Below are 22,557 nucleotides of genomic sequence, written 5' to 3'. Positions count from 1 at the left end.
GTTGCGTCCAAGACCAATCTGCTCAGCTGATCCATCGCCGATCGTGATCGGTATCTGGAAGACCCGCCCACGAGCCCCGCCGAGGGCGCAGACTAGATATATGAGTATTTCGCTGGACATTGAGCATCTACGTACGCTCGTGGCGATCGCCGAGAGCGGCGGGTTCACCAAGGCGGCCGCAGTGAGACACATCAGCCAGCCCGCGCTGAGCCAGCACGTACGACTCCTCGAGCGCACCTTGAAGCGCCGCCTCTTCGAGAAGGACGGCCGCACGATGCGGTTCACGCCCGACGGCGAACGGGTGCTGGTCGAGGCGCGCAAGATCCTCGCCACCCACGACGCGTCGCTCGCACTCCTGGAGGTCGCCAACCCGACGACCATCACCGTCGGCTGCGTCGAGCACGCGGTCGAGCAGATGCTCCCCGAGCTCCTGCACGCCCTCACCCAGGCGTTCCCCGAGACCGGCACCCGCTTCGAGATCGGCCGTTCGACCCAGCTCTACGACTCGGTGGCCAAGGGGTCGGTCGACCTCGCCTTCGTCCTCGACCCCAGCGGCCAGGCCGCCGGCCACCAGGTCGGGCTCCTCCCCCTCCATTGGTACGCAGCTCCCAACCGCACCACCACCGGCCCGACCGCGACCAGTGCGGACACGTTCAACCTGGTCGCCTTCGAGGAGCCGTGCGGGCTGCGCGAGCGCGCGCTGGCCCTGCTCGCCGAGGCAGGCCACCAGGTCGAGGTGACCGCCACCTCGACAACACTGGAAGGGGTGCTGGCCGGGGTGCGCGCCGGGCTCGGCACAGCCCTCCTGCCCGGCATCGGAGGCCGGCCCCAGGGCGTCGTCGAGCGCGCGGGCCTCCCGGCCGCCGGCACCGCCGACCTGCGGATGATCGCCCGGCGCGGCCTGGACGAGGCGGTCGAGGACACGGCCCTGGCCACCGGGCGCGACTTCCTCGCCGCCACCCCGCCACTGCGTCTGATCAGCAACGCATAAGCCAGCGCGAAGGATTCACATCCCACATTCCTGTTGGACGCCACGACCCTCACCCGTCAGCATTGATTACTAAGTCAGTCGACTTTATCGACGGAATCCGTCGCGCTCCGGAAGGAACCCCTCGTGACCACCCCAGTCTTCGACGCCCAGATCCCGGCGACAGCATCACCCAAAGTCGAGTTCATCAGCCTCTCGCACCTGAACCCGTCCACCGAGCTGAACCCGGTCAAGGTCCCCCACGGCATCGACCTGGACTACTTCAAGCGCTACGTGGCCACCTTGGAGGAGCAGGAGTTCGACTACACCCTGCTTCCCTACGGCTCGAACTCGGCCGACTCGTTCATCACCGCGGCAGCCGTCGGCACGCTCACCGAGCGGATCAGGCCGATCGTCGCGCTGCGCCCCAACACCACCTTCCCGCTGGTCGCGGCCCAGAAGCTGGCCACCCTCGACCAGCTGACCGAAGGCCGCGCGGTCGTCCACCTGATCTCCGGCGGCTCCGACGACGAGCAGCACCGCCAGGGCGACTACGAACCCAAGCCGCGGCGCTATGCCCGCACCGGGGAGTACATCGACCTGCTGCGCCGAGCCTGGACCGAGAAGGAGCCCTTCAGCCACGAGGGCGAGTTCTACCGGTTCGACGGCTTCGGGCCTGGCTTCTCCACCTACTCCGGCGACCCGGTCCCGATCTCGATCGGCGGCCAGTCGCAGGAGGCGTTCGACATCGGCGGCACCCAGGCCGACATCTTCTCCTTCTGGGGCGAGCCGCTCCCCGAGCTGCGCACCGAGATCGACCGCGTCAACGCGATCGCGGCTGCCGCGGGCCGGCCCAACCCGCGCATCTGGGTCACCTTCCGGCCGATCGTCGCCCCCACCGACGCCGAGGCCTGGGAGAAGGCCTACGACTACATCGGCAAGATCGGCGCGACCTACGAGAAGGCCGCCTACTTCGCCCGCCGCCACCAGTCCAAGGCCACCAACATCGGCTCGGTGCGTGCCCTCGAGTTCGCCGGCGCCTCCGAGCGCTACGACCGCGCACTATGGACCCGCACCGCCGCCGCGACCGGCGGACAGGGCGCCTCCACCGCCCTGGTCGGCAGCCCCGAGACCGTCGCCGCCGCGATCCTCGACTACGTCGATGCCGGCGCCGACCTGGTCTCCATCCGCGGCTACGACACGCTCGCCGACGCCGCCGACTACGGAAAGTACGTCCTCCCGCTGGTGCGCCAGGAGATCGCCCACCGCGAGGCGACCGGCCGCCGTGGCAACCTCCAGGCCGAGCACCTCGGCTACTACAGCGACGACTTCGTCGCCGCCGCCGACAAGGCCGCGGCGCTCGAGGGTGCCGGGGCATGACGGCGACCGACGAAACCGGCAAGAGGACGTACGACCTCCCGGTCCCGGACCTGTCCGACACCGCGCTCGCACAGGTCACCGCAGAGATCGCCGAGCACGCCGCCGACTACGACCGCTCCGGCGAGGTGCCGGACAAGGGTCTGGAAGCCGCCTGGCGCGCGGGCCTGGTGACCGCCACCGTCGGCAAGCGCTACGGCGGCCCGGAAGTCGGGACCATCGACGCCGTACGCATCGTCGAGGCCATCGGAGAGGGTGACCCGTCGGTTGCCCTGATCGTCACCAACACCCTGATGGCGCACGCCGCGCAGGCCGAGCTCGACGACTGGTACGCCGAGCACTACGACGACCTGCTGCGCCGTTCGCTCAAGGAGCCGTCGTTCGTCAACGCCATCCGCGCTGAACCCGAGCTGGGCGCCCCGGCACGCGGCGGAATCCCGAAGACCACCATCACCCGCACCGAGAACGGCTGGCGGATCGACGGCCACAAGGCGTACGCCACCGGCGGGACGGCCCTGACCTACCAGACCGTGTGGGTGACCGCCGACGAGCCGGACACGCCGTCGCACCGGCCGAGGGTCGGGCACGTCACCGTCCCCGGCGACGCCGAGGGCATCACCTGGGTCGAGACCTGGGACCACCTCGGCCTGCGCGCCTCCAACACCCACGACGTCGTCTACGACGGCGTCGAGGTGCCGTACGAGGCCTTCCGGGAGATCCCGCGCCGGCCCGACGGCTCCTACCTCGATCCCGCCGCCACGGCCGGCCCCGGGAGCTTCGCTCACCCGGCGCTTTACATCGGCGTGGCCCGCGCGACACGCTCGGCCTTCGCCGAGTTCGCCCGCACCCGGGTGCCCAGCGCGCTGGGCAAGCCGATCGCCGAGACCGAGCGGATCCAGGCGGTCGCCGGCGAGATCGAACTGCAGATCGCGACGGCCGAGAGCCTCGCCTATGGGACGCTGCGCCGGATCGAGGCCGGCGACGACTCCGTCCTTCCCCAGCTCTCGGTGATCAAGGTCGCCATCGCCCGGGCCGTCGTATCGGCGACCCAGACCGCGGTCGCGGCCCTCGGAAACCCGGGCCTGACCCGCAACAACCGTCTCGAGCGCCACCTGCGCGACGCCCTCTGCATCCGAGTGCACCCGCCGCAGGAGGACTTCGCCCTCGTCCAGGCCGGCCGACGCGTTCTCGGCGCGTGAGTCACCCCACCTCGCACACGTCACGCACACCACCGAAGGAACCCAGATGAACATCGATCGACGCATCGCCGCGGGCCACGCCCGCCTCGGCTCCTGGCGCCGCAAGGTCGCCCTGGCAGTGGTCGCGGCCACCGCCGCGGCCTCGCTGACCGCCTGCGGCAGCACTTCCTCCGGGGCCTCCGCCGACGGCCAGGTGACCTTCCTGCTCGATTCGCTCGGTAACTCCTGGGTGCCCAACGGCGCGTCGATCTCCAGCTTCCAGGGCAACGTCTTCAGCCAGATCTACGACAAGCTCGTCTACGTCGACGACGAGGGCAAGATCTCGCCCTGGATCGCCGAGAAGTGGGAGAACAACAGGGACTACACCTCCTTCACCCTGCACCTGAGGAAGGGCGTCACCTTCTCCAACGGCGACCCGCTCGACGCCGCCGCCGTGGTCGCCAATCTCGACTACTGGGCCAAGGGCCAGCCCGATCAGGGCATCGCCCCGATCAGCCTGTTCCCCAAGACGTACGCAGGGGCCAAGGCCGTTGACGAGACGACCGTCCAGGTGAGCTTCTCGGCGCCGACCCTCGGCTTCATCCCGACCCTCGGCTATGCCGCCAGCGCCCTGTACGCACCCAAGGCGATCTCCGGCACCGCGGACGAGCAGGCCGAGCTCTCCACCAACTTCGGCTCCGGGCCGTACGTCGTGAAGTCCTGGAAGGCCGACGACAACGTCGTGCTCGAGAAGCGCGACGACTACGACTGGGGTCCCGAGGCGCTCGGAAACACCGGCGCGGCGAAGATCGAGCAGATCACCTACAAGGTCAGCCCCGACGCCGCCGTACGCACCGCCGCGGTGCAGTCGGGCCAGGCCCAGGTCGCCTACAACCCGACACCGCAACAGATCTCCGACCTGAAGGGCCAGGGCTTCAGCGTGCACACGCCGGTCTACCTCGGGTTCGCCTTCGGCTGGGCGCTCAACACGAAGACCGCGATCTTCAAGGACGTGAAGGTCCGCCAGGCGGTCCAGCACGGCATCGACCGCGACGAGATCATCGACACCGTCTACACCTCCGACTGGAAGCCGGCGACCTCGTTCTTCAACGACACCGTCCCCGGCGTCTCCGACCAGTCCGCGGAGTTCGGCTACGACCCCGACTCCGCCGCCAAGCTGCTAGCCGAGGCCGGCTACGCGAAGGGGTCCGACGGCGTCCTGGCCAAGGACGGCAAGCGGCTGGAGTTCACCCTCTACTCCAACCCCTACCTGCCGACCTCCAAGCAGGTCGACCAGCTCATCGCCACCCAGCTGGGCAAGCTCGGCTTCAAGGTGAGCGTGCAGACATACGACGTGATCACCTATGGCGAGAAGATCACGGTCGGGGCACCGAACGTGGCCGCCTACGAGGTCACCCGCTCCATCGGTGACGCCTCGACCGCCGCCAACGTGTTCACCGACGCCGACAGCGGCGAGAACTGGTTCGGCATCGGCGAGTCGGACGCCACCATCAACAAGCTCCGCGACTCGATCCGGGTCGCGACCGACCCCGTCGCGCGTGACGCCGACCTGGCCGAGCTGCAGCGCCACGTGCTCGAGCAGGCCTACTACGTGCCGATCACCCAGATCGTGCAGCGGCCGCTGCTGACCAGCCCCGACCTGAAGGGCGTCGAGACCGACAGCACGGCGTTCGCGAAGTTCGCCGCCGCCACGATCGAGTGAGCGTCATGAGCAACTCCTATCCCGTGTTCGTGCTCCGGCGCATCGGGCAGGCGGTCGTGGTGATCCTGCTCGCCTACATCGCCACCTTCCTGGTGATCAGCGTGCTCCCCGGCGACCCGGTATCCGGCATGCTCAACAACCCGGAGAACGGGTTCACGCCCGAGCAGGTCGACCAGATCGTCTCCTACTACAAGCTGGACCAGCCCGTGCTGGTGCAGCTGTGGGAGTCCCTGGCCCGCTTCCTCACCGGCGACCTCGGCGTCTCGCTGCGCACCAACCTGCCCGTCGCCCCGATGATCGGGCAGGTCGCGGCCTCGACGTTCTCGCTGGCCGGGACAGCGCTCGCGATCGCGCTGGTGCTTGCCTTCGCGGTCGGCTACGGCGCCCACGCGCTACCCCGCTGGGCCGGTCGCGACCTGCTGCGGGCGTTCCCGTCGCTGTTCCTCTCGGTGCCCAACTACGTGGTCGGCCTGCTGGTGCTGATCTTCTTCTCCTTCCAGCTGCACCTGTTCTCGGTGATCGACTCCGAGACCCCGGTCGGCACCTTCTTCGCGGCCCTCACGCTCGCGATCCCGGTCTCGGCACAGTTGGCCGAGGTGATCATCGCCAACCTCGACCACGAGTCCAGCCAGGAGTACGCCACCGTGGCCCGCTCGCGCGGCCTGACCCAGGCCGGCCTCTTCGTGCGCCACCTGCTCAAGCCAGCCTCGCTGCCGGTGGTCACGGTCATCGCGCTCATCGTCGGCGAGCTGCTCGGCGGGGCGGTGCTGACCGAGCAGATCTTCGGACGCAACGGCCTCGGCAGCCTCGTCCAGCAGTCCGTGACCACCCAGGACACCCCGGTGCTCCAGGCGGTGGTCTCGCTCTCCGCGGTGGTCTTCGTGGTGGTCAACCTCGTCGCCGACCTCGTCTACCCGTTGCTCGACCCCCGCGTACGCCTCGCCGAGAAGTCCTCTCGAGCGACCGTTCCCGCACCCGGACGCCGGCCCGGGCCGTTCGCGCCCTCGGGCCTGACCGCCGGGAAGGTGGGCTGAGATGACCGTCGCATCGCTCCCGAGGCCGGGCCTCGACGCACCTCGCGCGGCAGCGCTCAGGCGGGTCCCACCGACCGTCGTCGTCTCGTTGCTGTGGCTGATCGTGATCATCGCTTGGTCGCTCGTCCCCGGCCTGTTCACGAGTCACGACCCGGCCGGCGGCGTACCCACCGAGAAGCTCCTCGGCCCCGGCCCGGCCCACTGGTTCGGCACCGACGACCTGGGGCGCGACCTCTTCGCCCGGGTCGTGCACGGCTCGGCCTCCTCGGTGACCTCAGCGCTCATCTCGGTGGCCATCGGGGTCGTCGCCGGGAGCCTGATCGGGCTCCTGGCCGGGTTCCTCGAGGGCTGGGTCGACACCGTGCTGGCCCGGTTCGTGGACGTTCTCCTGGCGATCCCCGGCTTCCTCTTCGCCGTCGTCATCGTCTCGGCGCTCGGATTCAAGACGGTCAACGCCGCGATCGCGACCGGCGTGGTCGCGGTGGCGGTCTTCGCCCGGGTGATGCGCGCAGAGGTGATCAAGGTGCGCCAGGCGACCTTCGTCGAGGCGTCCTACCTGCAGGGCGGCTCGCGGTGGCAGATCCTGCTCACCCACATCCTGCCCAACGCCTCGCGCTCGATCGTGCCGCTGGCGGTGCTGCAGTTCGGCGTCGCGATCCTGGTGATCGCCGGGCTCGCCTTCCTCGGCTACGGCGACCCGCCACCGGCCTCCGACTGGGGCCGCCTCGTCGCCGACGGCGAGAAGTTTCCCTTCGCCCCGTGGATGATCTATGCCCCCGCCGCGGTCATCGTCGCCACCGTCCTCTCCCTCAACCGGGTCAGCCGCTGGCTGCGCCGGCCCGCCTGACCTCGGAGCATCCATGACGAACACCCCTCCCCCGTCGACACCGTCCGACCCGCTGCTGGCCGCCGAGTCAATCTCGGTCTCCTACGGGCGTACGCAGGTCGTGACCAATGTCAGCTTCGCGCTCACCGCGGGCTCCGGCCTCGCCCTGATCGGCGAGTCCGGGTCCGGCAAGTCCACGATCGCCCGCTCGATCCTGCGGCTGCTCCCCAGTGACCTCGGCCGTGCCACCGGCTCGGTGCGCCTGTCCGGCAGGGAGATCCTGGACCTGCCCGAGCGGCGGTTCCGGCCGCTGCGCGGCCGTGAGCTCGGCTTCATCCCGCAGGACCCGACCAGCTCGCTCAACCAGGTGCGCACCGTCGGGTCGCAGGCGCTGGAGGCGACCAGGCTCCTCGACGGCGAGCACAGCGGCGCAGAGCGGCGCGAGCTGGTGCTCGACACGTTCGCGCGGGTTGGTCTCGACGACCCGCGGCGGGTCTTCGACTCCTACCCGCACCAGCTCTCCGGCGGGATGCTGCAGCGGGTGCTGATCGGGCTGACGATCATCCCCGAACCGGGGCTGATCATCGCCGACGAGCCGACCTCGGCCCTCGACGTGACCATCCAGAAGCGGATCCTCGATCTCCTCTCCGAGCTTCGCGAGGAACGCGGCATCAGCCTGCTGCTGATCACCCACGACCTGGCCATCGCCGCCGACCGCACCGACGAGATCGTGGTGCTCAAGGACGGCACCGTCCAGGAGGCCGGCCCGACCCAGCAGGTGTTCGCAGCCCCGGCCTCCGGCTACGCTCGCAAGCTGCACGGCGACGTACCCGCCCTCAACCCCGACCGCTACGCCGCCCTCCGCGACAGCGAGGTGACGGCGGCCGCGACCGAGTCCGTGCCGAGGATCGAGTTCCGCGAGGTCGGCAAGACGTTCACCGTCGAGGGCCAGGACCTGCACGCCGTCTCGGACGCCTCCTTCAGCGTCGCTCCCGGCACCACCCACGCGCTCGTGGGCGAGTCCGGATCCGGCAAGACCACCGCCGTACGTCTCCTGCTCGGCCTCGAACAGCCGACCACCGGCGAGGTGCTGGTCGACGGAGAGACGGTCAGCCACCGGACCCACGCCGACCTGCGTGGCGTACGTCGTCATCTCCAGCTCGTCTACCAGAACCCGTTCACCTCGCTGGACGCCACCTGGCGGATCCGGCACATCATCCGGGAGCCGCTGGACCGCTACCGGGTCGGCACCCGGCGGGAGCGGGACGAGCGGGTCCGCGAGGCCCTCGCCGCGGTCGGACTGGACGAGAGCCTGCTCGACCGGCGCCCGACGAATCTTTCCGGTGGGCAGCGCCAGCGCGTCGCGATCGCCCGCTCATTGGTGCTGCGCCCGGACGTGATCGTCCTCGACGAGCCGACCTCGGCGCTCGACGTCAGCGTGCAGGCCGACATCCTCGACGTCCTTCTCGGTCTGCAGGTCGAGCTCGGGCTGACCTACGTCTTCGTCTCCCACGACCTCGCGATCGTCCGGCAGATCGCGCACACGGTCACGGTGATGAACCGCGGCCGGATCGTCGAGCAGGGACCGGTCGGCAGGGTGCTGTCTCGGCCGTTCACCGACTACACCCGCGAGCTGGTCGCGGCCATCCCCGGCCAGGAGCTCGCCGAGCGGCCGATCCCGCAGACAGCATGAGCGCGGTCTCCTCCAGCGCCCACTGGGGCACGTTCGAGGTCGACGTCGGTCCGGACGGCGAGCTCCTCGCGGCCAAGCCACACCCCGACGACCCCGACGCCTCCCCCGCCATCGGCAACGTGGTGACCGGTCAGCGCCACCGCAGCCGGGTGCTCCGCCCGGCCCTCCGGCGAGGCTGGCTGGAGGACGGCCCCGGACCCAGCGATGGTCGCGGCTCACCCGAGGAGACGTACGTCGAGGTCGGCTGGGACACCGCGCTCGACCTGCTCGCGGGCGAGCTCGGCCGGATCGTCGAGACCCATGGCAACAGTGCGATCTTCGGTGGCTCCTACGGCTGGAGCAGCGCTGGCCGTCTCCACCACGCACAGAGCCAGCTCCACCGGTTTCTCAACAGGATCGGCGGCTACACCCGCTCGGTGAGCGACTACAGCCGGGGCGCAAGCCTGGTGCTCCTCCCCCACCTGATCGGGTGGGCGGCGATGACCGAGCTCCGCTCGCGGCCGGTCTCCTGGCCGCAGATCGCCGAGCACACCGACCTGCTGGTGACCTTCGGCGGGCTGCGGCGCTCCAACACCTGGGTGGTCCCCGGCGGGCACGACCGCCACATCGGCACCGGGGCGGCGACCCGGGCCGGCGCGACCACCCGGGTCGTCTCGTTGAGCGCGCAGCGCGACGACGCCTTCGACGGGCTCGACGCCGAGTGGATCGGGGTGATGCCCGGCACCGACACCGCGGTGATACTCGCGCTGATCCACGTCCTCGTCGTCGACGGTCTCGCCGACGATGCGTTCCTGGCCACCCATACGGTCGGCGCCGACCAGGTGCGCGCCTATGTCCTCGGCGAGTCCGACGGCGTTGCCAAGACCCCCGAGTGGGCCGCGGCCATCTCCCGCACCCCGGCGCAACGGATCCGGCGCCTGGCCCACGAGATGGCGGCCGGACGCACCCTGGTCAACGTCGCCTACGCCCTGCAGCGGGGCGAGCGCGGAGAGCAGCCGGTCTGGGCGGCGCTGACCTTGGCGGCCTTCCTCGGCCAGATCGGACTGCCGGGCGGCGGCTTCACGCACGGCTACGGTTCGATGGGCGACTACGGTGTCGGCGTCGCACCGGTGCCGCTGCCGACCTTCCCGCAGGGCACCAACCCGGTCGCCGACCTGATCCCCTGCGCCCGCATCGCCGATCTGCTGCTCCATCCCGGTGAGCCGTTCGACTTCGACGGCCGCGTCCTGACCTATCCCGAGATCCGGCTCGCCTACTGGGCCGGCGGCAACCCGTTCCACCATCATCAAGACCTCGGCCGGCTGCGCACCGCGTTCGGCCGGCTCGACAGCTTCGTCGTCCACGAGACCCACTGGACCGCGACCGCGCGGCACGCCGACATCGTCCTCCCGGTCGCCTCGACGCTCGAGCGCGACGATCTCGCCGCCGGCGCCGGCGACCGCAGGCTGCGGACGATGCCGAAGGCGACCGAGCCTCCCGGCGAGGCGCGCGAGGAGCTGTGGATCTACGGCGAGCTCGGCCGACGACTGGGCGTCGACGTCGACGAGGGCCTCACTTCCGGGCAGTGGTTGCGCCGACTCTACGAGGAGTGGCGGCTGTTGCCGACGACACCGGCCGGAGCACCAACCTTCGACGAGTTCTGGGCCGCCGGTGGAATCGACCTGCCGCAGGAGATCTACCAGGACGCGGCCTTCTCGGCGTTCCGCCGCGACCCCGTGACACACCCGCTCCAGACCCCCAGCGGCCGGATCGAGCTGTGGTCGGCGACCATCGACGGCTTCGCCCTCGAGGACCTCGCCGGGCACGCGCAGTGGCGCGAGCCGACCCAGTGGTGGGGCTCGCCGTCGGCGTCGATGTACGACCTGCATCTGCTCGCCAACCAGCCCTCCCACAGGCTGCACAGCCAGCTCGACATGGGCGAGGCCAGCCAGGCCACCAAGGTCGCTGGCCGCGAGCCGGTCCGCCTGCATCCCGTCGACGCTGCCGCGCGGGGTCTCGCCGACGGTGACCTGGCACTCGTACGCAGCGCCCAGGGCAGCCTGCTCGCCGGCGTACGCACCACCGACGCCCTGCTCCCCGGCGTCGTGCAGATGCACACCGGTGCCTGGTTCGACCCCAGCGCCCCGGACGTCGCTGACTGCGTCAACGGCAACGTCAACGTGCTCACCCGCGACCTGCCGACCTCGTCGCTGACCCAGTCCAACACCGGCGCCCACGTCCTGGTCTCGGTGACCCCCTACAACGGCCCGACACCGCCCGTGCGTGCCTATGAGCCACCCACCTTCTCCTGAAAGACTTCACCCGTGAACGTACTCATCGACGCCGACGAGCTCGCGACCGCGCTCGCCTCGGACCAGCCCCCGGTCCTCCTCGACGTACGCTGGCAGCTCGGCGGCCCGCCCGGACACCAGTCCTACCTCGAGGGCCACATCCCCGGCGCCGTCTACGTCGACCTCGACACCGAGCTGGCCCGCCACGGCGAGCCCACCGACGGCCGCCACCCGCTCCCCGAGCTCGCGGACCTGCAGGCCGCCGCCCGCCGGTGGGGCATCTCCGAGGGTGACACCGTGGTCGCCTACGACGCCGTCGGCAACACCTCCGCCGCTCGCGCCTGGTGGCTGCTGCGCTGGGCGGGCGTCGCCGACGTACGCCTCCTCGACGGCGCCCTCGGCGCCTGGACCTCCGCCGGGCATCCGCTGGCCACCGACGACGTCGTGCCCGCGCCCGGCACGGTAACTCTCACCCCGGGCCACCTGCCGGTGCTGCCGTTCGAGCGAGTCGAGGCGTACCAAGGGCTTCTGCTCGACGCCCGCGCCGCCGAGCGCTACCGCGGCGAGGTCGAGCCCGTCGACCCGAAGGCCGGACACATCCCCGGCGCGGTCTCCGCGCCGACCGCCGAGAACCTCGGACCTGACGGCCGGTTCCTGCCGGTCGAGGAGCTCCGGGCCCGGTTCGCCGCGCTCGGGGTCGAGGCCGGCTCCCCGGTGAGCGCCTACTGCGGCTCCGGGGTCACCGCCGCCCACGAGGTCGCCGCGCTGGCGATCGCCGGCTACGACGCCGCGCTCTACCCCGGCTCGTGGAGCCAGTGGAGCAACCACGACCTCCCGGTGGAGAACGGCTAGCCCGACGGCAATCGCCTTGACCTCAAGTCAACTTCATCTTTGACGATGGTGATCCACCACGAGAGATGGAGCTGGACCATGACGGAACGCAACGACCGACCCGCGGTGACCGTGATCGGGATGGGCAACATGGGATCGGCGGTCGCCCGCGCCTACCTCGAGCGCGGCTACCGGACCACGGTCTGGAACAGGACCGCCGACAAGGCCGAAGCGCTCGCCGACGCGGGAGCCGACGTCGCCTCCACCGCGGCGAAGGCGGTGGCGACCAGCCCGGTGACGATCCTCAGCCTGCTGGACAACACCGCGGTCGAGGACGTCCTGGAGTCCGTCGGCGACGCGGCCGCCGGCCACACCCTGGTCAGCCTGACCAGCGGCTCCCCCGCCCAGGCCCGGGCCAACGAGACCTGGGCCATCGAGCACGGGGCGGCCTATGTGGACGGAAAGGTCATGGGAGACCCGCCCGATGTCGGCACGCCCACGGTGTCGCTCGCCTTCAGCGGGGATCGCGGGACGTTCGATGCCGTCGAGCCGGTACTCCAGGAGCTCGGCTCCCTCACTTACCACGGACCCGACGCCGGGTACGCGGCCGTGGAGTTCAACGCCCAGGTCGCGATGGGCTACGAGTTCCTGATCGGCTTCCTGCACACGCTCGACCTGGTGGAGAGGGAGGGCATGGACCTGGAGGCGTTCACCGAGCGGCTCGCCGGGTCGCTGAACGGCTACGCCGGCCTGCTGACGATGATGGCCGGAGCGATCAAGAGCGGGACGTACGGCCCCGACCTCGGCTCGCTCGACGTCCAGGCGGCCCTCATGGACGACCTGATCGGGCACCGGGAGTCGACCGGCGTCGAGGCCGTACGGATGCGCGAGGTGAAGTCGCTGATGGACCGCCGGATCGCCCAGGGCCACGGCGACCAGGGGTTCTCCAGCATGTATGAGCTGCTACGCCCCTGAGGCCTGCGCCTCCTGCGCGGCGACCTCCGCCTCGGAGCGCAGCACGCAGAGCTGGTTGCCCTCGGGATCGGCGAAGATGACCCAGCCGGTCCCGGGGCCGTACTTCCCGCGGTGGTCGGCGATCTGGGTCGCGCCGAGCTCGAGGAGCCGCTCGACCTCCTCGTCGCGGGTGCCGGTGCGCGGGCGCAGATCGAGATGGATCCGCTTGGCGGGCAGCTCCTCGTCGGGCACCTCGATGAACAGCAGCCGGTGGCCGGTCTCCGGGTCGAGGATCATGCACTCCTCGTGACCGGGGAGGTTCGGGTCACCCTCCACGTCGACGTAGCCGAGCAGAGCCTTCCACCACTCCGAGAGCGCGTACGCGTCGTGGCAGTCGATGGTGGTGTGCGAGACGAAGAGGGTCATGCCCACATCGAAACCTAAGCGCGCACCCGAGTCCACCGGGTTATCCGCCTCAGGCGGGCTCGGCGACCTTCTCGTCGATGAACTGCGGGAGGAGCTCGATGGCGATGGGCGCCGCGGCGTCGATCTTCTCCTGCGGCACGTCGCAGATCCGCAGGCAGGTGGCGGCGATCGCCCAAGCCTCGCGGCACGGGATCCGACGGTTCGGGTCCTCGGTGCGCATGTTGATCACGCCCTCGACCTGCTGGATGAGCAGGTCACCCAGCTGCTTGCGGCTGACCGTCGAGCGCACCGTCTTCGAGGCGATCTCGCCGGCCAGGTGTGCGTAGTGGCCGGCCAGCTCCGCGTGCTCGTTGCGGAACTCGTCGTAGACCTCGCACTTGGCCACGTCAGGGAGCTGGTAGAGCATGCCGACGTTGTGCGGCACGTCGGCGAGGGTGCGTACGTCGACGAGGACCAGCAGGTAGAGCGCGGTCTCGTAGTCGAGCGGTGGCACCTGGTCGAGGATCTTCTCGACCTTGTCCGTGGTCGGTCGCACCGACCGGCGGAGCAGCTCGCCGAGGATCTCGTCCTTCCCCGCGAAGTGGTAGTAGAGGGAAGCTTGGCGGATGCCGACCATGTCGGCGATCTCGCGGGTAGACGTCGCCGCGAAACCCTGGGAGACGAACAGCCGCGATGCGGCATCCAGGATCTGGTCGCGCGGTGAGGTCGTACCTGAATCGGGAACATGCCTAGGGCGGCCGGGCCGAGAACGCCTAGTTGTCATGTTGCCCATCTAACTCCCATCCAGACTTTCAAGGAAGACTTGAAAGGACTTTATCCTCTACAAAATATGAGTCGTAGGACCTATTGGACATAGTTCGATCGGGCTATGTCTACGATGTGCGTGTTTGCGCCTGTCAGCACCCGGACGCATGCACCGGAAGCCCCCATGTACGGCTGAGCCCCGGGTCGCGCCACTTGGTTCGGCGCTGTCATCCGGCTGTTACCCGCCGTCAGAGGGGCTAACGACGATGTGGATGACAGGTCACGCATCTGTTGGATATTCGTGTAACGCCTGTGGCGACCGCCACATGATCTCCGACCGACACGACCGGCCGGCACTGAGGCGACTCTCACGCGGACAGCCCCGGGTCACGGCGCTGGCCCGGCTTAGGATCGTTCCGTGGGAAAACAGCAGACGAGGTGCCGGCGTGACGAGGACCTGACCGGGCAGCTCGGCACCAGGCTGCGGCATTTCATGCATCTGGAGTCGACGAGCGCCGCGCTGCTGGTGATCGCGTCGCTGCTGGCGCTGGCCTGGGCCAACTCGCCGTGGTCGCACAGCTACGAGCAGCTGTGGGAGACGGTGTTCTCGGTCCGGTTCGGCGACGTCGGCCTGTCGATGAACCTGCACCACTGGGTCAACGACGGCCTGATGGTGGTCTTCTTCTTCGTCGTCGGCCTGGAGGTACGCCGCGAGCTCGCCGTCGGCGAGCTCACCGACCGCCGCCGCATGGTGGTGCCACTGATCGCCGGCGCGGGCGGCCTGCTGCTGCCGGCACTGATCTACCTGCTGCTGAACCCCTCCGGTGAGGCGGCGCGCGGGTGGGGCATCGTGATCGGCACCGACACCGCGTTCCTGCTCGGCATGCTGGCGCTGGTCGGGCCGGCGGTCTCGACCCAGCTGCGCATCTTCCTGCTCACGCTGACCGTCATCGACGACATCGTCGCGGTCAGCGTGATCGGGGTCGCCTACACCGAGAACCTCGAGGTCGGTCCGCTGGTCGTGGCCGGGCTGGCCCTGGTCGGGATCTTCGTGCTCGACCGGGTCAAGGTGTGGCGGGCCGGGCCCTACGTACTTCTCGTCCTGATCGCCTGGGTGGCCACGCTCGGTGCCGGGCTGCACGCCTCGATCGCAGGGATGCTGGCCGGCCTCCTGGTGCCGGCGGCGGAGCCGACCCGAGCCCAGATGGAGGTCGCGACCTCGCGGTTCCGTGCTTTCCGGCAGTCGCCGCTGCCGACGCTGCAGCGCGAGACCCGCGACGAGCTCACCCGCACCATCTCGGTCAACGAGCGCCTCCAGGAGACGCTGCACGTACCGACGAGCTACCTCATCGTGCCGGTCTTCGCGCTCGCCAACGCGGGCGTCGACCTGCGCAACGGGGTGCTCGGCGAGGCGCTGAGCTCGCCGGTGACCTGGGGCGTCGTGGCCGGTCTGGTCCTGGGCAAGACGCTCGGGATCGGCGGCGGCGCGCTCGTGGCCACGCGGCTGCGGCTCGGCAGGCTCCCCCAGGGCGTCGGTGGTGGCCATGTTCTCGGCGGCGCGGCGCTGTCCGGGATCGGCTTCACCGTCGCGCTGCTGATCACCACCCTCGCCTTCGACTCCGAGACGCTGCAGCGCGACGCGGTCGTCGGCGTACTGCTCGCCGTCGTGATCGCCTCCGCCCTCGGATGGGTGATCTTCCAGCTCGCCGCACGCTTCCTCGGGCAACGGGACGCGGCCCTGCCGAAGCTGCTCTCTCCCCCGGTCGACCCGGAGCGCGACCACATCTACGGCGCCGAGGACGCCGAGGTCACCTTGGTCGAGTACCTCGACTACGAGTGCCCCTTCTGCGCCCGTGCCACCGGCACCGCCAACGAGGTCCGGGACTACTTCGGCCCTCGGATCCGCTACGTCGTACGCCACCTGCCCCTCACCCAGCACCCGCATGCCGAGCTGGCCGCCGTCGCCGCCGAGGCCGCCGCCCGGCAGGGCAAGTTCTGGGAGATGCACAAGCACCTCTTCGAGCACCAGAACGAGCTCGAGCACCATGACCTGGCCGGCTACGCCGGTGTCCTCGGGCTGGACGTCGAGCAGTTCCTTCGCGACCTGGAGGATCCGGCGCTGGCCGAGCACGTCCGCGAGGACATGGCCTCGGCCAACGCCAGCGGCGCCCGCGGCACCCCGACGTTCTTCGTCGGGTCACACCGCCACGAGGGCCGTTACGACGCCCGCACCCTCATCGCCGAGCTGGAGCGCTCCGCGACCGGAGAGACCGCACGGCTCGGGGTCCGCTCGCGCCGCTGACCCATTCCTTCGCCGAGTCGGCTCATCCTGACCGACTCCGTTGCCGAGTCGGCGCGTCATGACGCGCCGACTCGGCAACAGATCTCGTCAGTTCGCGCCGACTCGGCGAAGAATCTCGTCAGGTTGCGCCGACTCGGCGAGGGGTCACGCGTCCTCGGTGGCCTCGACGGGGGTGTCCTCGCGCTGGGGGCGCCAGAACGCTGCCAAGAGGAGGGCGGTGCCGAGGACACCGGCGCCGAGCGCAACCGCACCGCCGATCCAGCCGTCGTAGACGATGTCGAGGGCCGAATCGAGCGAGATCGTGCCGGGGCCGGTGACGCCGAGGACGACCGCGACGACGGCCAGGATCATGACGTACTCCCAGCCCTCCTTGAAGACGAAGAAGCCGTTGGGCCGGTGGGCGAGCAGCGCGGCCACGAGCATCACGCCCACGACGCCGGCAGCGGCCAGCGGCGTGATCAGTCCCAGGATCAGCAGCACGCCGGCACCGATCTCGGTCACCACGCTGGCCCACGCCTGCAGCGTGCCGTGGCGAAGGCCGAGGCTCTCGAACCAGCCCGCGGTGCCGGCGATCTTGCCGCCTCCGCGCCAGTGGTTGACGCCGTGGGCGATCATCGTGCCGCCCACCGCGAGCCGGAGAAGCATCAGAGCCAGGTCGACGGGGTCCATCACAGTCCTCGGTGTTGTGGGGTTGGAGTAGTGGCCCACCCTAGGAGGAGTCCGGGCACGATGCGTGCAGCGACGCCGTAGGCTCACCCGAATGCTGCTGCTCGGAGTCGTTCTCGCCCTGGGCTCGGCGATCGCCCACGCTGCCTGGAACACGGCCTCGAAGACCATCGCGCCCGCGGGGAGGCCGGCGCTGTGGGCGGTGGCGATCGTGGAGAGCTGTCTGGTCGTCACGGTCACCTCGGTGGTGATGATCGTGCGCGGGCACGGCATCGCAGTGTCGTGGGAGCTCCTCCTGCTCTCGCTCGGCAGCACCGCGATGCATGCACTCACCATGGGCCTGGTCCAGGTCGCCTACCAGGACTTCGACGTCAGCCAGATCTACCCGCTCTCCCGCGGTCTGGCCCCGGTCGTGGTGGCGCTCACCGGCATGGTGGTGCTCGGGCAGTGGCTGAGCTGGGCGCAGTGGGGTGGCGTACTCCTGATGGCGGCAGCGGTCGGGGCGCTGCTGTTCGAGACCGTCCGCACGCGGGGATCGCTGCAGGCGAAGCCGCTGCTGTGGTCGGCCTGCATCGCCGTCTCGATCGCCGGCTACACGACCTACGACGGCTGGGTGGTCGTCGAGCGCGGCCTCGACCCGATCGCCTACTACGCCGTCGGCACGGTCATCCAGGTGGTGCTGTGGAGCGTGATCGTGCACGGGAGGTACGCCGAGGGACTGCGCCAGGCCAGGACCCACGCCCGGACCGTGGCCGTGCTCGCGGTGCTGATCCCCACCTCGTACGTCCTCAGCCTCTACGCCACCCTGCACGCCCCGGTCTCGCTGGTGGCCGCGGTGCGCAGCTCGAGCCTGATCTGGGTCGCGCTCGCGGCTGCTCTGGTGCTGCGCGAGCCGATCGGGAGGGTACGCGTCGCCGCGACCGTCCTCGCCGCGGCCGCCGTGGTCGCGATGGTCGTGTGAGGCTCAGGCGCGAAGCCCGGGCCGGGCGATGAAGACGTAGAGGAGCGCCCCGAGCCAGCCGAGGAAGATCATCAGCAGGACGTAGAGGATCTTGCTCTGACCGGCCGCGGCCCACACGCTGTCGGGTGTTCGCAGGGCCTGCACCAGCATCAACAGCCACCACACGGTGACCGCCAACCCGACCAGCAGCAGCACCGTGCCGCCGATCAGGTAGGCCCACTCGGCTCCGGTGGGCAGGCCGATCATCGGTGTCATCGCAGTTCTCCCGGCATATGGTTGGTGGCGATCTCGGAGGGCCGCGCGAGCAGCATCGGCATCAGCCCGACGACCTGGTTGCGCAGATCGTCCAAGGCGCCGTCACGGCCGTTGAGGTGGCCCAGCAGCGCCTGCTGGAAGATGCCGTCGAACATGCCGTAGGCGACCGGCGCCGCGATCGCGGGCTCGGTGCCGGCGAGCTCGGCGTAGCGGTTCACGACGCGCGCGATCATGTCCTCCAGGCTCTGGTCGATCTGGGTGACCGCCTCGCGCAGACTCTCCTCGAACATGGACTGCGAGCGCAGGTCGTACCAGAGCCGGTGCATCGGCGCTTCCTCGACGATCGTCTCGACCAGCTTGTCGCCGAACCGGACGACGAGGTCATCGGGAGAGGTCGCCTCGGCGACGACACCGTCGTAGCGGTGGACGCAGGTCTGCTTGTAGTAGCGCACGCAGTAGACGATCAGCTCGAGCTTGTCGTTGAAGTAGTAGTGCACGACGCCGTGGCTGAACTCGGAGTTGTTGGCGATCTCCCGCAGGCTGGCGCGGGCGTAGCCCAGCTCCCCCAACGTACGCAGCGCCGACTCGGCGAGCGCCTTGCGGCGTTCGTCGTGCTTGTCGGCAGGCGTGCGGCGAGGCGACTTGGGTGCGGCGACCTGGGTCATGGGCGGAAACGATACCCCCTCCCGTGCGTCGTTCGATGCCATCCGGACCATTTTCTGGTCAATCGTCAAGAGAAATCTTGACAGTCGTCAAGATTCGCGATTGTCTGTGAGCCCGATCACAGCGACGAAGGAGTCACAGATGACCGATCTGAGTGGACGCACAGCACTCGTCACCGGCGGTGCCCAAGGCTTGGGCGAGGGAATGGCCCGAGCGCTAGCAGCGGCCGGCGCCAAGGTGGCCGTCGCTGATGTGAAGGACGACCAGGGCGCCAAGGTGGCCGAGTCCATCGGCGGCACCTTCGTGCACCTCGACGTCACCGACGACGCCTCCTGGGAGGCGGCCGCGGCCGCCGCGGTCGACGCACTCGGCGGGCTCGACATCCTGGTCAACAACGCCGGTGTCGAGATCACCAGCCTGGTCACCGAGCTCGACCCGAACGACGTCAAGAAGATGCTCGAGGTCAACGTGCTCGGCACCGCCCTCGGCCTCAAGCACGGCCTGCGCACGATGCGGCCCGACGGCACCGCCGGCAACGGAGGCGTGATCGTCAACGTCGCCTCGGTCGCCGCCACCATCGCCTTCCCCGGCATCTCGGTCTACTCGGCCACCAAGAGCGCCGTCGACCGGCTGACCCGCGTGGCGGCGATGGAGAGCGGCAAGCTCGGCTACGGCGTACGCGTCAACTGCATCTACCCCGGACTGGTCCCGACCGAGATGGGTGCCGGGCTGGCCAACGACGTTGCCCAGCTCGGTCTCTTCGAGTCTCCGGAGGCGGCCGTCGGCGGCGTCGTCGAGCTGACCCCGTCGGGACGCCTCGGCACCGTCGAGGACATGGCCAACGCGGTCGTCTTCCTGGCCTCCGACCAGGCGGCCTTCGTCAACGGAGTCGGCCTCGCGGTCGACGGCGGAATGGGGATGTGACCATGAGCGAGAACAAGAACAAGCCTGTCGTCGTCTACGGCGCCTCCGGCTACACCGGCCGACTGGTGTGCGAATACCTGCGCGAGCTCGGTGTGCCGTTCGTGGCCGCCGGCCGCTCCAAGGACAAGCTGGTCGCCTCGATGGCCGCCAACGTGCCCGGCATCGAGACCGCCGACTACGAGATCGCCGAGGTCGAGCACTCCGTCGAGGCGCTCACCGAGCTGCTCACCGGGGCGCGGGTCGTGCTCAACACCGTCGGCCCGTTCTCCTCCTACGGTCCCCAGGTCGTGGAGGCCGCGCTGGCCGCCGGCGTCCACTACACCGACACCACGGGCGAGCAGGACTGGCTGATCACCTGCGACGAGACCTACAGCGAGGGCTTCGCCGAGAGGGGCCTGCTGCTCGCGCCGGGCATCGCGCAGATGTACACGACGGGCGAGATCGCGGCCGAGATCTGCCTCGAGCAGCCCGGCCTCGACACCCTCGACATCGCGGTCTTCTGGGGTGGCTCCCCCACGATCGCCTCGACCCGCACGATCCTGGTGAACGCGGCAACCTCGAAGGCTCACTACCTTGAGCAGAACGCGTACGTCGAGTTCGACCCCACCGCCGGGCTGGTCCCGCTGGTGGTGCCCGGCCAGCACGAGCTGGCGCTCTCGCTGCCATGGGGCGGCACCTCGCACCCGGTCTGGTACCGCCGCGACCCGAAGGTGGCCAGCTGCAAGGCCCAGGGCGGCGTCTTCAACGCCGCGCTGATGAACGGTGTGCCGCAGATCGTGGCGGCTGCGCTGGAGGCGACCAAGGACATGGACGCCGAGCAGCGCGACGAGGCGCTGACCGCCACGGCGGCCCAGGTGATGAACCAGATGCCGCCGCGCGAGAACCCGCGGCTGAACAAGTCGCTCGACTCGGTCCACGCCTCCGGTCCGCTGGGGCGCGCGCACTGCGTCATCCACGGCAACCAGAACTACAAGCAGACCGGGCTGCTGCAGGCGTACGTCGCCTATTCGCTGCTGCAGCAGCCGCCTCGCCGGGTGGGCTTCGCCTCGGGTTGCCAGGCGTTCGGCCACCGCGAGCTCCTCGGCCAGCTGCAGGCCTTCGGGCTGGTCTCGGAGCCGGTCGTGACCCGGCAGCGCGGCTGAGGGCGGCCGGATGCGGCTCGTCGACTATCTGGACAAGGGTGCCTCGCTCGGAGGCGACGCGCCCTGTCTCGTCTGCGGCGAGGACACCTGGTCGTACGCCGAGGTCGTCGATCTCTCGGTGCGCGTCGCCGCGGGCCTCCGGGCCCGCGGCGTCGCCCCGGGCGCGAAGGTCGCCATCCTCTCGGCCAACGACCCGGTCGCCTTCGCCTCCGTCTTCGGGATCAGTCGCGCGGGGGGCGTCTGGTGCCCGATCAACCCGCGCAGCGAGGCGGCGGAGAATCGGGAGCTCCTCGACCTCTTCGGCTGCTCGGCGCTGATCTTCCAGTCGGCCTTCGCCGGCCTGGTCGACCAGATCCGCGGCGACCTGCCGGAGCTGACCACCCTGGTCTGCATCGACGCGACCTACGACTGGGCGATCGGCTGGGACGACTTCCTCGGCTCTGCCGACGAGGTGTTCGATCCCGTCGACCTCGTGGATGACCTGGCCATGGTCGTCGGCACCGGCGGGACGACCGGGCGACCCAAGGGCGTCATGCTCACCGGCACCAACCTGGAGACGATGTCGGCGATCACGCTGATGGCCTACCCGTGGCCGGGTGCGCCTGAACGTCCCACCTATCTCGCGCTCGCCCCGCTCACCCATGCCGCCGGGGTGCTCTGCTTCCCGGTGATGTGCCTGGGCGGCAAGATCGTGGTGATGCGTACGCCGGACGTGGGTGCGTTCCTCGAGCACATCGAGCACCACCACGTCACCCACACGTTCCTGCCGCCGACGCTGATCTACCTGGTGCTGGACCACCCGGCGCTGAAGTCGACCGACCTCGACTCGCTGCGCTGCTTCTGGTACGGCGCAGCACCGATGTCGGCGACGCGTCTGGAGGAGGCGCTCACCCGGATCGGCCCGGTGATGGCGCAGCTGTTCGGGCAGACCGAGGCGCCGATGATGATCGCGACCATGGCGCCCGCCGACCACTTCCACGCGGACGGGACGGTCGCCACCGAGCGGCTCTCCTCTGCCGGTCGGCCTTCGCCTCTGGTGACGGTCTCGATCATGGGCGAGCGCGGCGCGCTGCTCGGTTCCGGTGAGCGTGGCGAGATCGTCGTACGCAGCTCGCTGGTCATGCGTGGCTACCTCGACAACCCCGAGGCGACCGCCGAAGCGAGCGCGCACGGCTGGCACCACACCGGCGACATCGGGTTCCTCGACGAGGACGGCTTCCTGCACATCGTCGACCGCGCCAAGGACATGGTGATCACCGGAGGTTTCAACGTCTACTCCACCGAGGTCGAGCAGGCGCTGATGACCCACCCCGCCGTCGCCGACTGCGCCGTGATCGGACTCCCCGACGAGAAGTGGGGCGAGCGCGTCACCGCCGTCATCCTGCCCCGGCCGGGCGCCTCGATCGATGTCAGCGACCTGAAGGCGTACGTCAAGGAGCGGATCGGCGCGGTCAAGACCCCCAAGCAGATCGAGGTCTGGCCGGACCTGCCGCGTTCGAAGGTCGGGAAGGTGCTCAAGACGGAGATCAAGAAGCAGCTGACGAGCAACTAGTGGCGCCGCGTCGGCGGATCTGCCCCCGTGTCTCGCGAAGCGAAGCGAGCGAGAGGGGGCGGATGCGCC

The 22,557-nt window shown here is 69.9% G+C and carries 20 protein-coding genes; 15 read left to right on the top strand and 5 right to left on the bottom strand.

The window, feature by feature from the left end:
* Positions 1-100: 100 nt before the first annotated feature.
* From ACIO3S_RS08935 to ACIO3S_RS08890, 10 genes are all read left to right on the top strand, one after another.
* On the top strand, positions 101-991 hold the full coding sequence (locus tag ACIO3S_RS08935) for a LysR substrate-binding domain-containing protein (RefSeq protein ID WP_400461915.1): 891 nt from the start codon (positions 101-103) through the stop codon (positions 989-991).
* 123 nt (positions 992-1,114) lie between these two features.
* On the top strand, positions 1,115-2,347 hold the full coding sequence (locus tag ACIO3S_RS08930; RefSeq protein ID WP_400461912.1) for an LLM class flavin-dependent oxidoreductase: 1,233 nt from the start codon (positions 1,115-1,117) through the stop codon (positions 2,345-2,347).
* On the top strand, positions 2,344-3,543 hold the full coding sequence (locus ACIO3S_RS08925; RefSeq protein ID WP_400461909.1) for an acyl-CoA dehydrogenase family protein: 1,200 nt from the start codon (positions 2,344-2,346) through the stop codon (positions 3,541-3,543). Before ACIO3S_RS08930 ends, ACIO3S_RS08925 begins: the two co-directional genes overlap by 4 nt.
* A gap of 46 nt (positions 3,544-3,589) precedes the next feature.
* Positions 3,590-5,245 carry an ABC transporter substrate-binding protein gene (locus tag ACIO3S_RS08920; protein ID WP_400461906.1) on the top strand — a complete coding sequence of 552 codons (1,656 nt, stop codon included), beginning with the start codon at positions 3,590-3,592 and terminating at the stop codon, positions 5,243-5,245.
* Positions 5,246-5,250: 5 nt separating this feature from the next.
* A complete protein-coding gene (locus tag ACIO3S_RS08915) occupies positions 5,251-6,279 on the top strand; it encodes an ABC transporter permease (protein WP_400461903.1) in 1,029 nt (342 codons plus the stop codon).
* A gap of 1 nt (position 6,280) precedes the next feature.
* A complete protein-coding gene (locus ACIO3S_RS08910; RefSeq protein ID WP_400461900.1) occupies positions 6,281-7,126 on the top strand; it encodes an ABC transporter permease in 846 nt (281 codons plus the stop codon).
* Positions 7,127-7,139: 13 nt separating this feature from the next.
* Entirely contained in the window at positions 7,140-8,798 is a 1,659-nt protein-coding gene (locus tag ACIO3S_RS08905; protein WP_400461898.1) for a dipeptide ABC transporter ATP-binding protein, read from the top strand.
* Positions 8,795-11,089, top strand: coding sequence for a molybdopterin-dependent oxidoreductase (locus ACIO3S_RS08900; protein WP_400461896.1), 2,295 nt, complete (start codon positions 8,795-8,797; stop codon positions 11,087-11,089). Before ACIO3S_RS08905 ends, ACIO3S_RS08900 begins: the two co-directional genes overlap by 4 nt.
* Positions 11,090-11,101: 12 nt before the next feature.
* Positions 11,102-11,920 (top strand): sulfurtransferase, encoded by an 819-nt coding sequence (locus ACIO3S_RS08895; protein ID WP_400461893.1) that lies wholly within the window; start codon positions 11,102-11,104, stop codon positions 11,918-11,920.
* A gap of 78 nt (positions 11,921-11,998) precedes the next feature.
* On the top strand, positions 11,999-12,874 hold the full coding sequence (locus tag ACIO3S_RS08890) for an NAD(P)-dependent oxidoreductase (RefSeq protein WP_400461890.1): 876 nt from the start codon (positions 11,999-12,001) through the stop codon (positions 12,872-12,874).
* Here ACIO3S_RS08890 and ACIO3S_RS08885 read toward each other — a convergent pair.
* On the bottom strand, positions 12,863-13,279 hold the full coding sequence (locus tag ACIO3S_RS08885) for a VOC family protein (protein ID WP_160024004.1): 417 nt from the start codon (positions 13,277-13,279) through the stop codon (positions 12,863-12,865). The genes ACIO3S_RS08890 and ACIO3S_RS08885 overlap by 12 nt on opposite strands.
* 49 nt (positions 13,280-13,328) lie before the next feature.
* Complete coding sequence (locus tag ACIO3S_RS08880) at positions 13,329-14,042, bottom strand: TetR/AcrR family transcriptional regulator (protein ID WP_400461887.1); 714 nt, start codon at positions 14,040-14,042, stop codon at positions 13,329-13,331.
* Positions 14,043-14,441: 399 nt separating this feature from the next.
* On the opposite strand from ACIO3S_RS08880, the gene nhaA reads away from it, so the two are divergent.
* Positions 14,442-16,325: a Na+/H+ antiporter NhaA gene (gene nhaA, locus ACIO3S_RS08875; protein ID WP_400461884.1), complete on the top strand. Its 1,884-nt coding sequence runs from the start codon at positions 14,442-14,444 to the stop codon at positions 16,323-16,325.
* A 144-nt stretch (positions 16,326-16,469) separates the two neighbouring features.
* Here nhaA and ACIO3S_RS08870 read toward each other — a convergent pair whose 3' ends face one another.
* Entirely contained in the window at positions 16,470-16,994 is a 525-nt protein-coding gene (locus tag ACIO3S_RS08870) for a DoxX family protein (protein ID WP_400461881.1), read from the bottom strand.
* A 91-nt stretch (positions 16,995-17,085) separates the two neighbouring features.
* On the opposite strand from ACIO3S_RS08870, the gene ACIO3S_RS08865 reads away from it, so the two are divergent.
* The gene (locus tag ACIO3S_RS08865; protein WP_400461878.1) at positions 17,086-17,952 is read left to right on the top strand and encodes a hypothetical protein; all 867 of its coding nucleotides are present in this window, start codon (positions 17,086-17,088) and stop codon (positions 17,950-17,952) included.
* Between the two features lie 3 nt (positions 17,953-17,955).
* Here ACIO3S_RS08865 and ACIO3S_RS08860 read toward each other — a convergent pair whose 3' ends face one another.
* Both ACIO3S_RS08860 and ACIO3S_RS08855 read right to left on the bottom strand, forming a co-directional pair.
* Complete coding sequence (locus ACIO3S_RS08860) at positions 17,956-18,207, bottom strand: hypothetical protein (protein ID WP_160024024.1); 252 nt, start codon at positions 18,205-18,207, stop codon at positions 17,956-17,958.
* A complete protein-coding gene (locus ACIO3S_RS08855; protein ID WP_400461874.1) occupies positions 18,204-18,872 on the bottom strand; it encodes a TetR/AcrR family transcriptional regulator in 669 nt (222 codons plus the stop codon). The genes ACIO3S_RS08860 and ACIO3S_RS08855 overlap by 4 nt, the downstream gene beginning before the upstream one ends.
* Before the next feature lie 139 nt (positions 18,873-19,011).
* Between ACIO3S_RS08855 and ACIO3S_RS08850 the strand changes: the two genes are divergently transcribed.
* Genes ACIO3S_RS08850 through ACIO3S_RS08840 form a run of 3 tightly spaced genes read left to right on the top strand, consistent with a single transcriptional unit; the run spans position 19,012 to position 22,488 of the window.
* On the top strand, positions 19,012-19,794 hold the full coding sequence (locus tag ACIO3S_RS08850; RefSeq protein ID WP_400461871.1) for an SDR family NAD(P)-dependent oxidoreductase: 783 nt from the start codon (positions 19,012-19,014) through the stop codon (positions 19,792-19,794).
* A gap of 2 nt (positions 19,795-19,796) precedes the next feature.
* Positions 19,797-20,936 carry a DUF5938 domain-containing protein gene (locus ACIO3S_RS08845; RefSeq protein WP_400461868.1) on the top strand — a complete coding sequence of 380 codons (1,140 nt, stop codon included), beginning with the start codon at positions 19,797-19,799 and terminating at the stop codon, positions 20,934-20,936.
* A gap of 10 nt (positions 20,937-20,946) precedes the next feature.
* Entirely contained in the window at positions 20,947-22,488 is a 1,542-nt protein-coding gene (locus tag ACIO3S_RS08840) for an AMP-binding protein (RefSeq protein WP_400461865.1), read from the top strand.
* The last annotated feature ends 69 nt before the right edge of the window (positions 22,489-22,557 follow it).

It is taken from the genome of Nocardioides sp. NPDC087217, assembly GCF_044744805.1.
In the GTDB taxonomy this organism is placed as follows: Bacteria; Actinomycetota; Actinomycetes; order Propionibacteriales; family Nocardioidaceae; genus Nocardioides.
Note: the sequence above shows the minus strand (reverse complement) of the source record. Positions and strands in the feature narration are given on the sequence as shown.

Bases quoted from the DNA above. Each gene is read 5' to 3' on its own strand.
- ACIO3S_RS08870 (WP_400461881.1), bottom strand. From the start codon at position 16,994: ATGGACCCCGTCGACCTGGCTCTGATGCTTCTCCGGCTCGCGGTGGGC.
- ACIO3S_RS08880 (WP_400461887.1), bottom strand. From the start codon at position 14,042: ATGACAACTAGGCGTTCTCGGCCCGGCCGCCCTAGGCATGTTCCCGAT.
- ACIO3S_RS08865 (WP_400461878.1), top strand. From the start codon at position 17,086: ATGCTGCTGCTCGGAGTCGTTCTCGCCCTGGGCTCGGCGATCGCCCAC.
- ACIO3S_RS08915 (WP_400461903.1), top strand. From the start codon at position 5,251: ATGAGCAACTCCTATCCCGTGTTCGTGCTCCGGCGCATCGGGCAGGCG.
- ACIO3S_RS08925 (WP_400461909.1), top strand. From the start codon at position 2,344: ATGACGGCGACCGACGAAACCGGCAAGAGGACGTACGACCTCCCGGTC.
- ACIO3S_RS08900 (WP_400461896.1), top strand. From the start codon at position 8,795: ATGAGCGCGGTCTCCTCCAGCGCCCACTGGGGCACGTTCGAGGTCGAC.
- ACIO3S_RS08905 (WP_400461898.1), top strand. From the start codon at position 7,140: ATGACGAACACCCCTCCCCCGTCGACACCGTCCGACCCGCTGCTGGCC.
- ACIO3S_RS08920 (WP_400461906.1), top strand. From the start codon at position 3,590: ATGAACATCGATCGACGCATCGCCGCGGGCCACGCCCGCCTCGGCTCC.
- ACIO3S_RS08855 (WP_400461874.1), bottom strand. From the start codon at position 18,872: ATGACCCAGGTCGCCGCACCCAAGTCGCCTCGCCGCACGCCTGCCGAC.
- ACIO3S_RS08910 (WP_400461900.1), top strand. From the start codon at position 6,281: ATGACCGTCGCATCGCTCCCGAGGCCGGGCCTCGACGCACCTCGCGCG.
- ACIO3S_RS08885 (WP_160024004.1), bottom strand. From the start codon at position 13,279: ATGACCCTCTTCGTCTCGCACACCACCATCGACTGCCACGACGCGTAC.
- ACIO3S_RS08845 (WP_400461868.1), top strand. From the start codon at position 19,797: ATGAGCGAGAACAAGAACAAGCCTGTCGTCGTCTACGGCGCCTCCGGC.
- ACIO3S_RS08890 (WP_400461890.1), top strand. From the start codon at position 11,999: ATGACGGAACGCAACGACCGACCCGCGGTGACCGTGATCGGGATGGGC.
- ACIO3S_RS08840 (WP_400461865.1), top strand. From the start codon at position 20,947: ATGCGGCTCGTCGACTATCTGGACAAGGGTGCCTCGCTCGGAGGCGAC.
- ACIO3S_RS08935 (WP_400461915.1), top strand. From the start codon at position 101: ATGAGTATTTCGCTGGACATTGAGCATCTACGTACGCTCGTGGCGATC.
- ACIO3S_RS08860 (WP_160024024.1), bottom strand. From the start codon at position 18,207: ATGACACCGATGATCGGCCTGCCCACCGGAGCCGAGTGGGCCTACCTG.
- ACIO3S_RS08850 (WP_400461871.1), top strand. From the start codon at position 19,012: ATGACCGATCTGAGTGGACGCACAGCACTCGTCACCGGCGGTGCCCAA.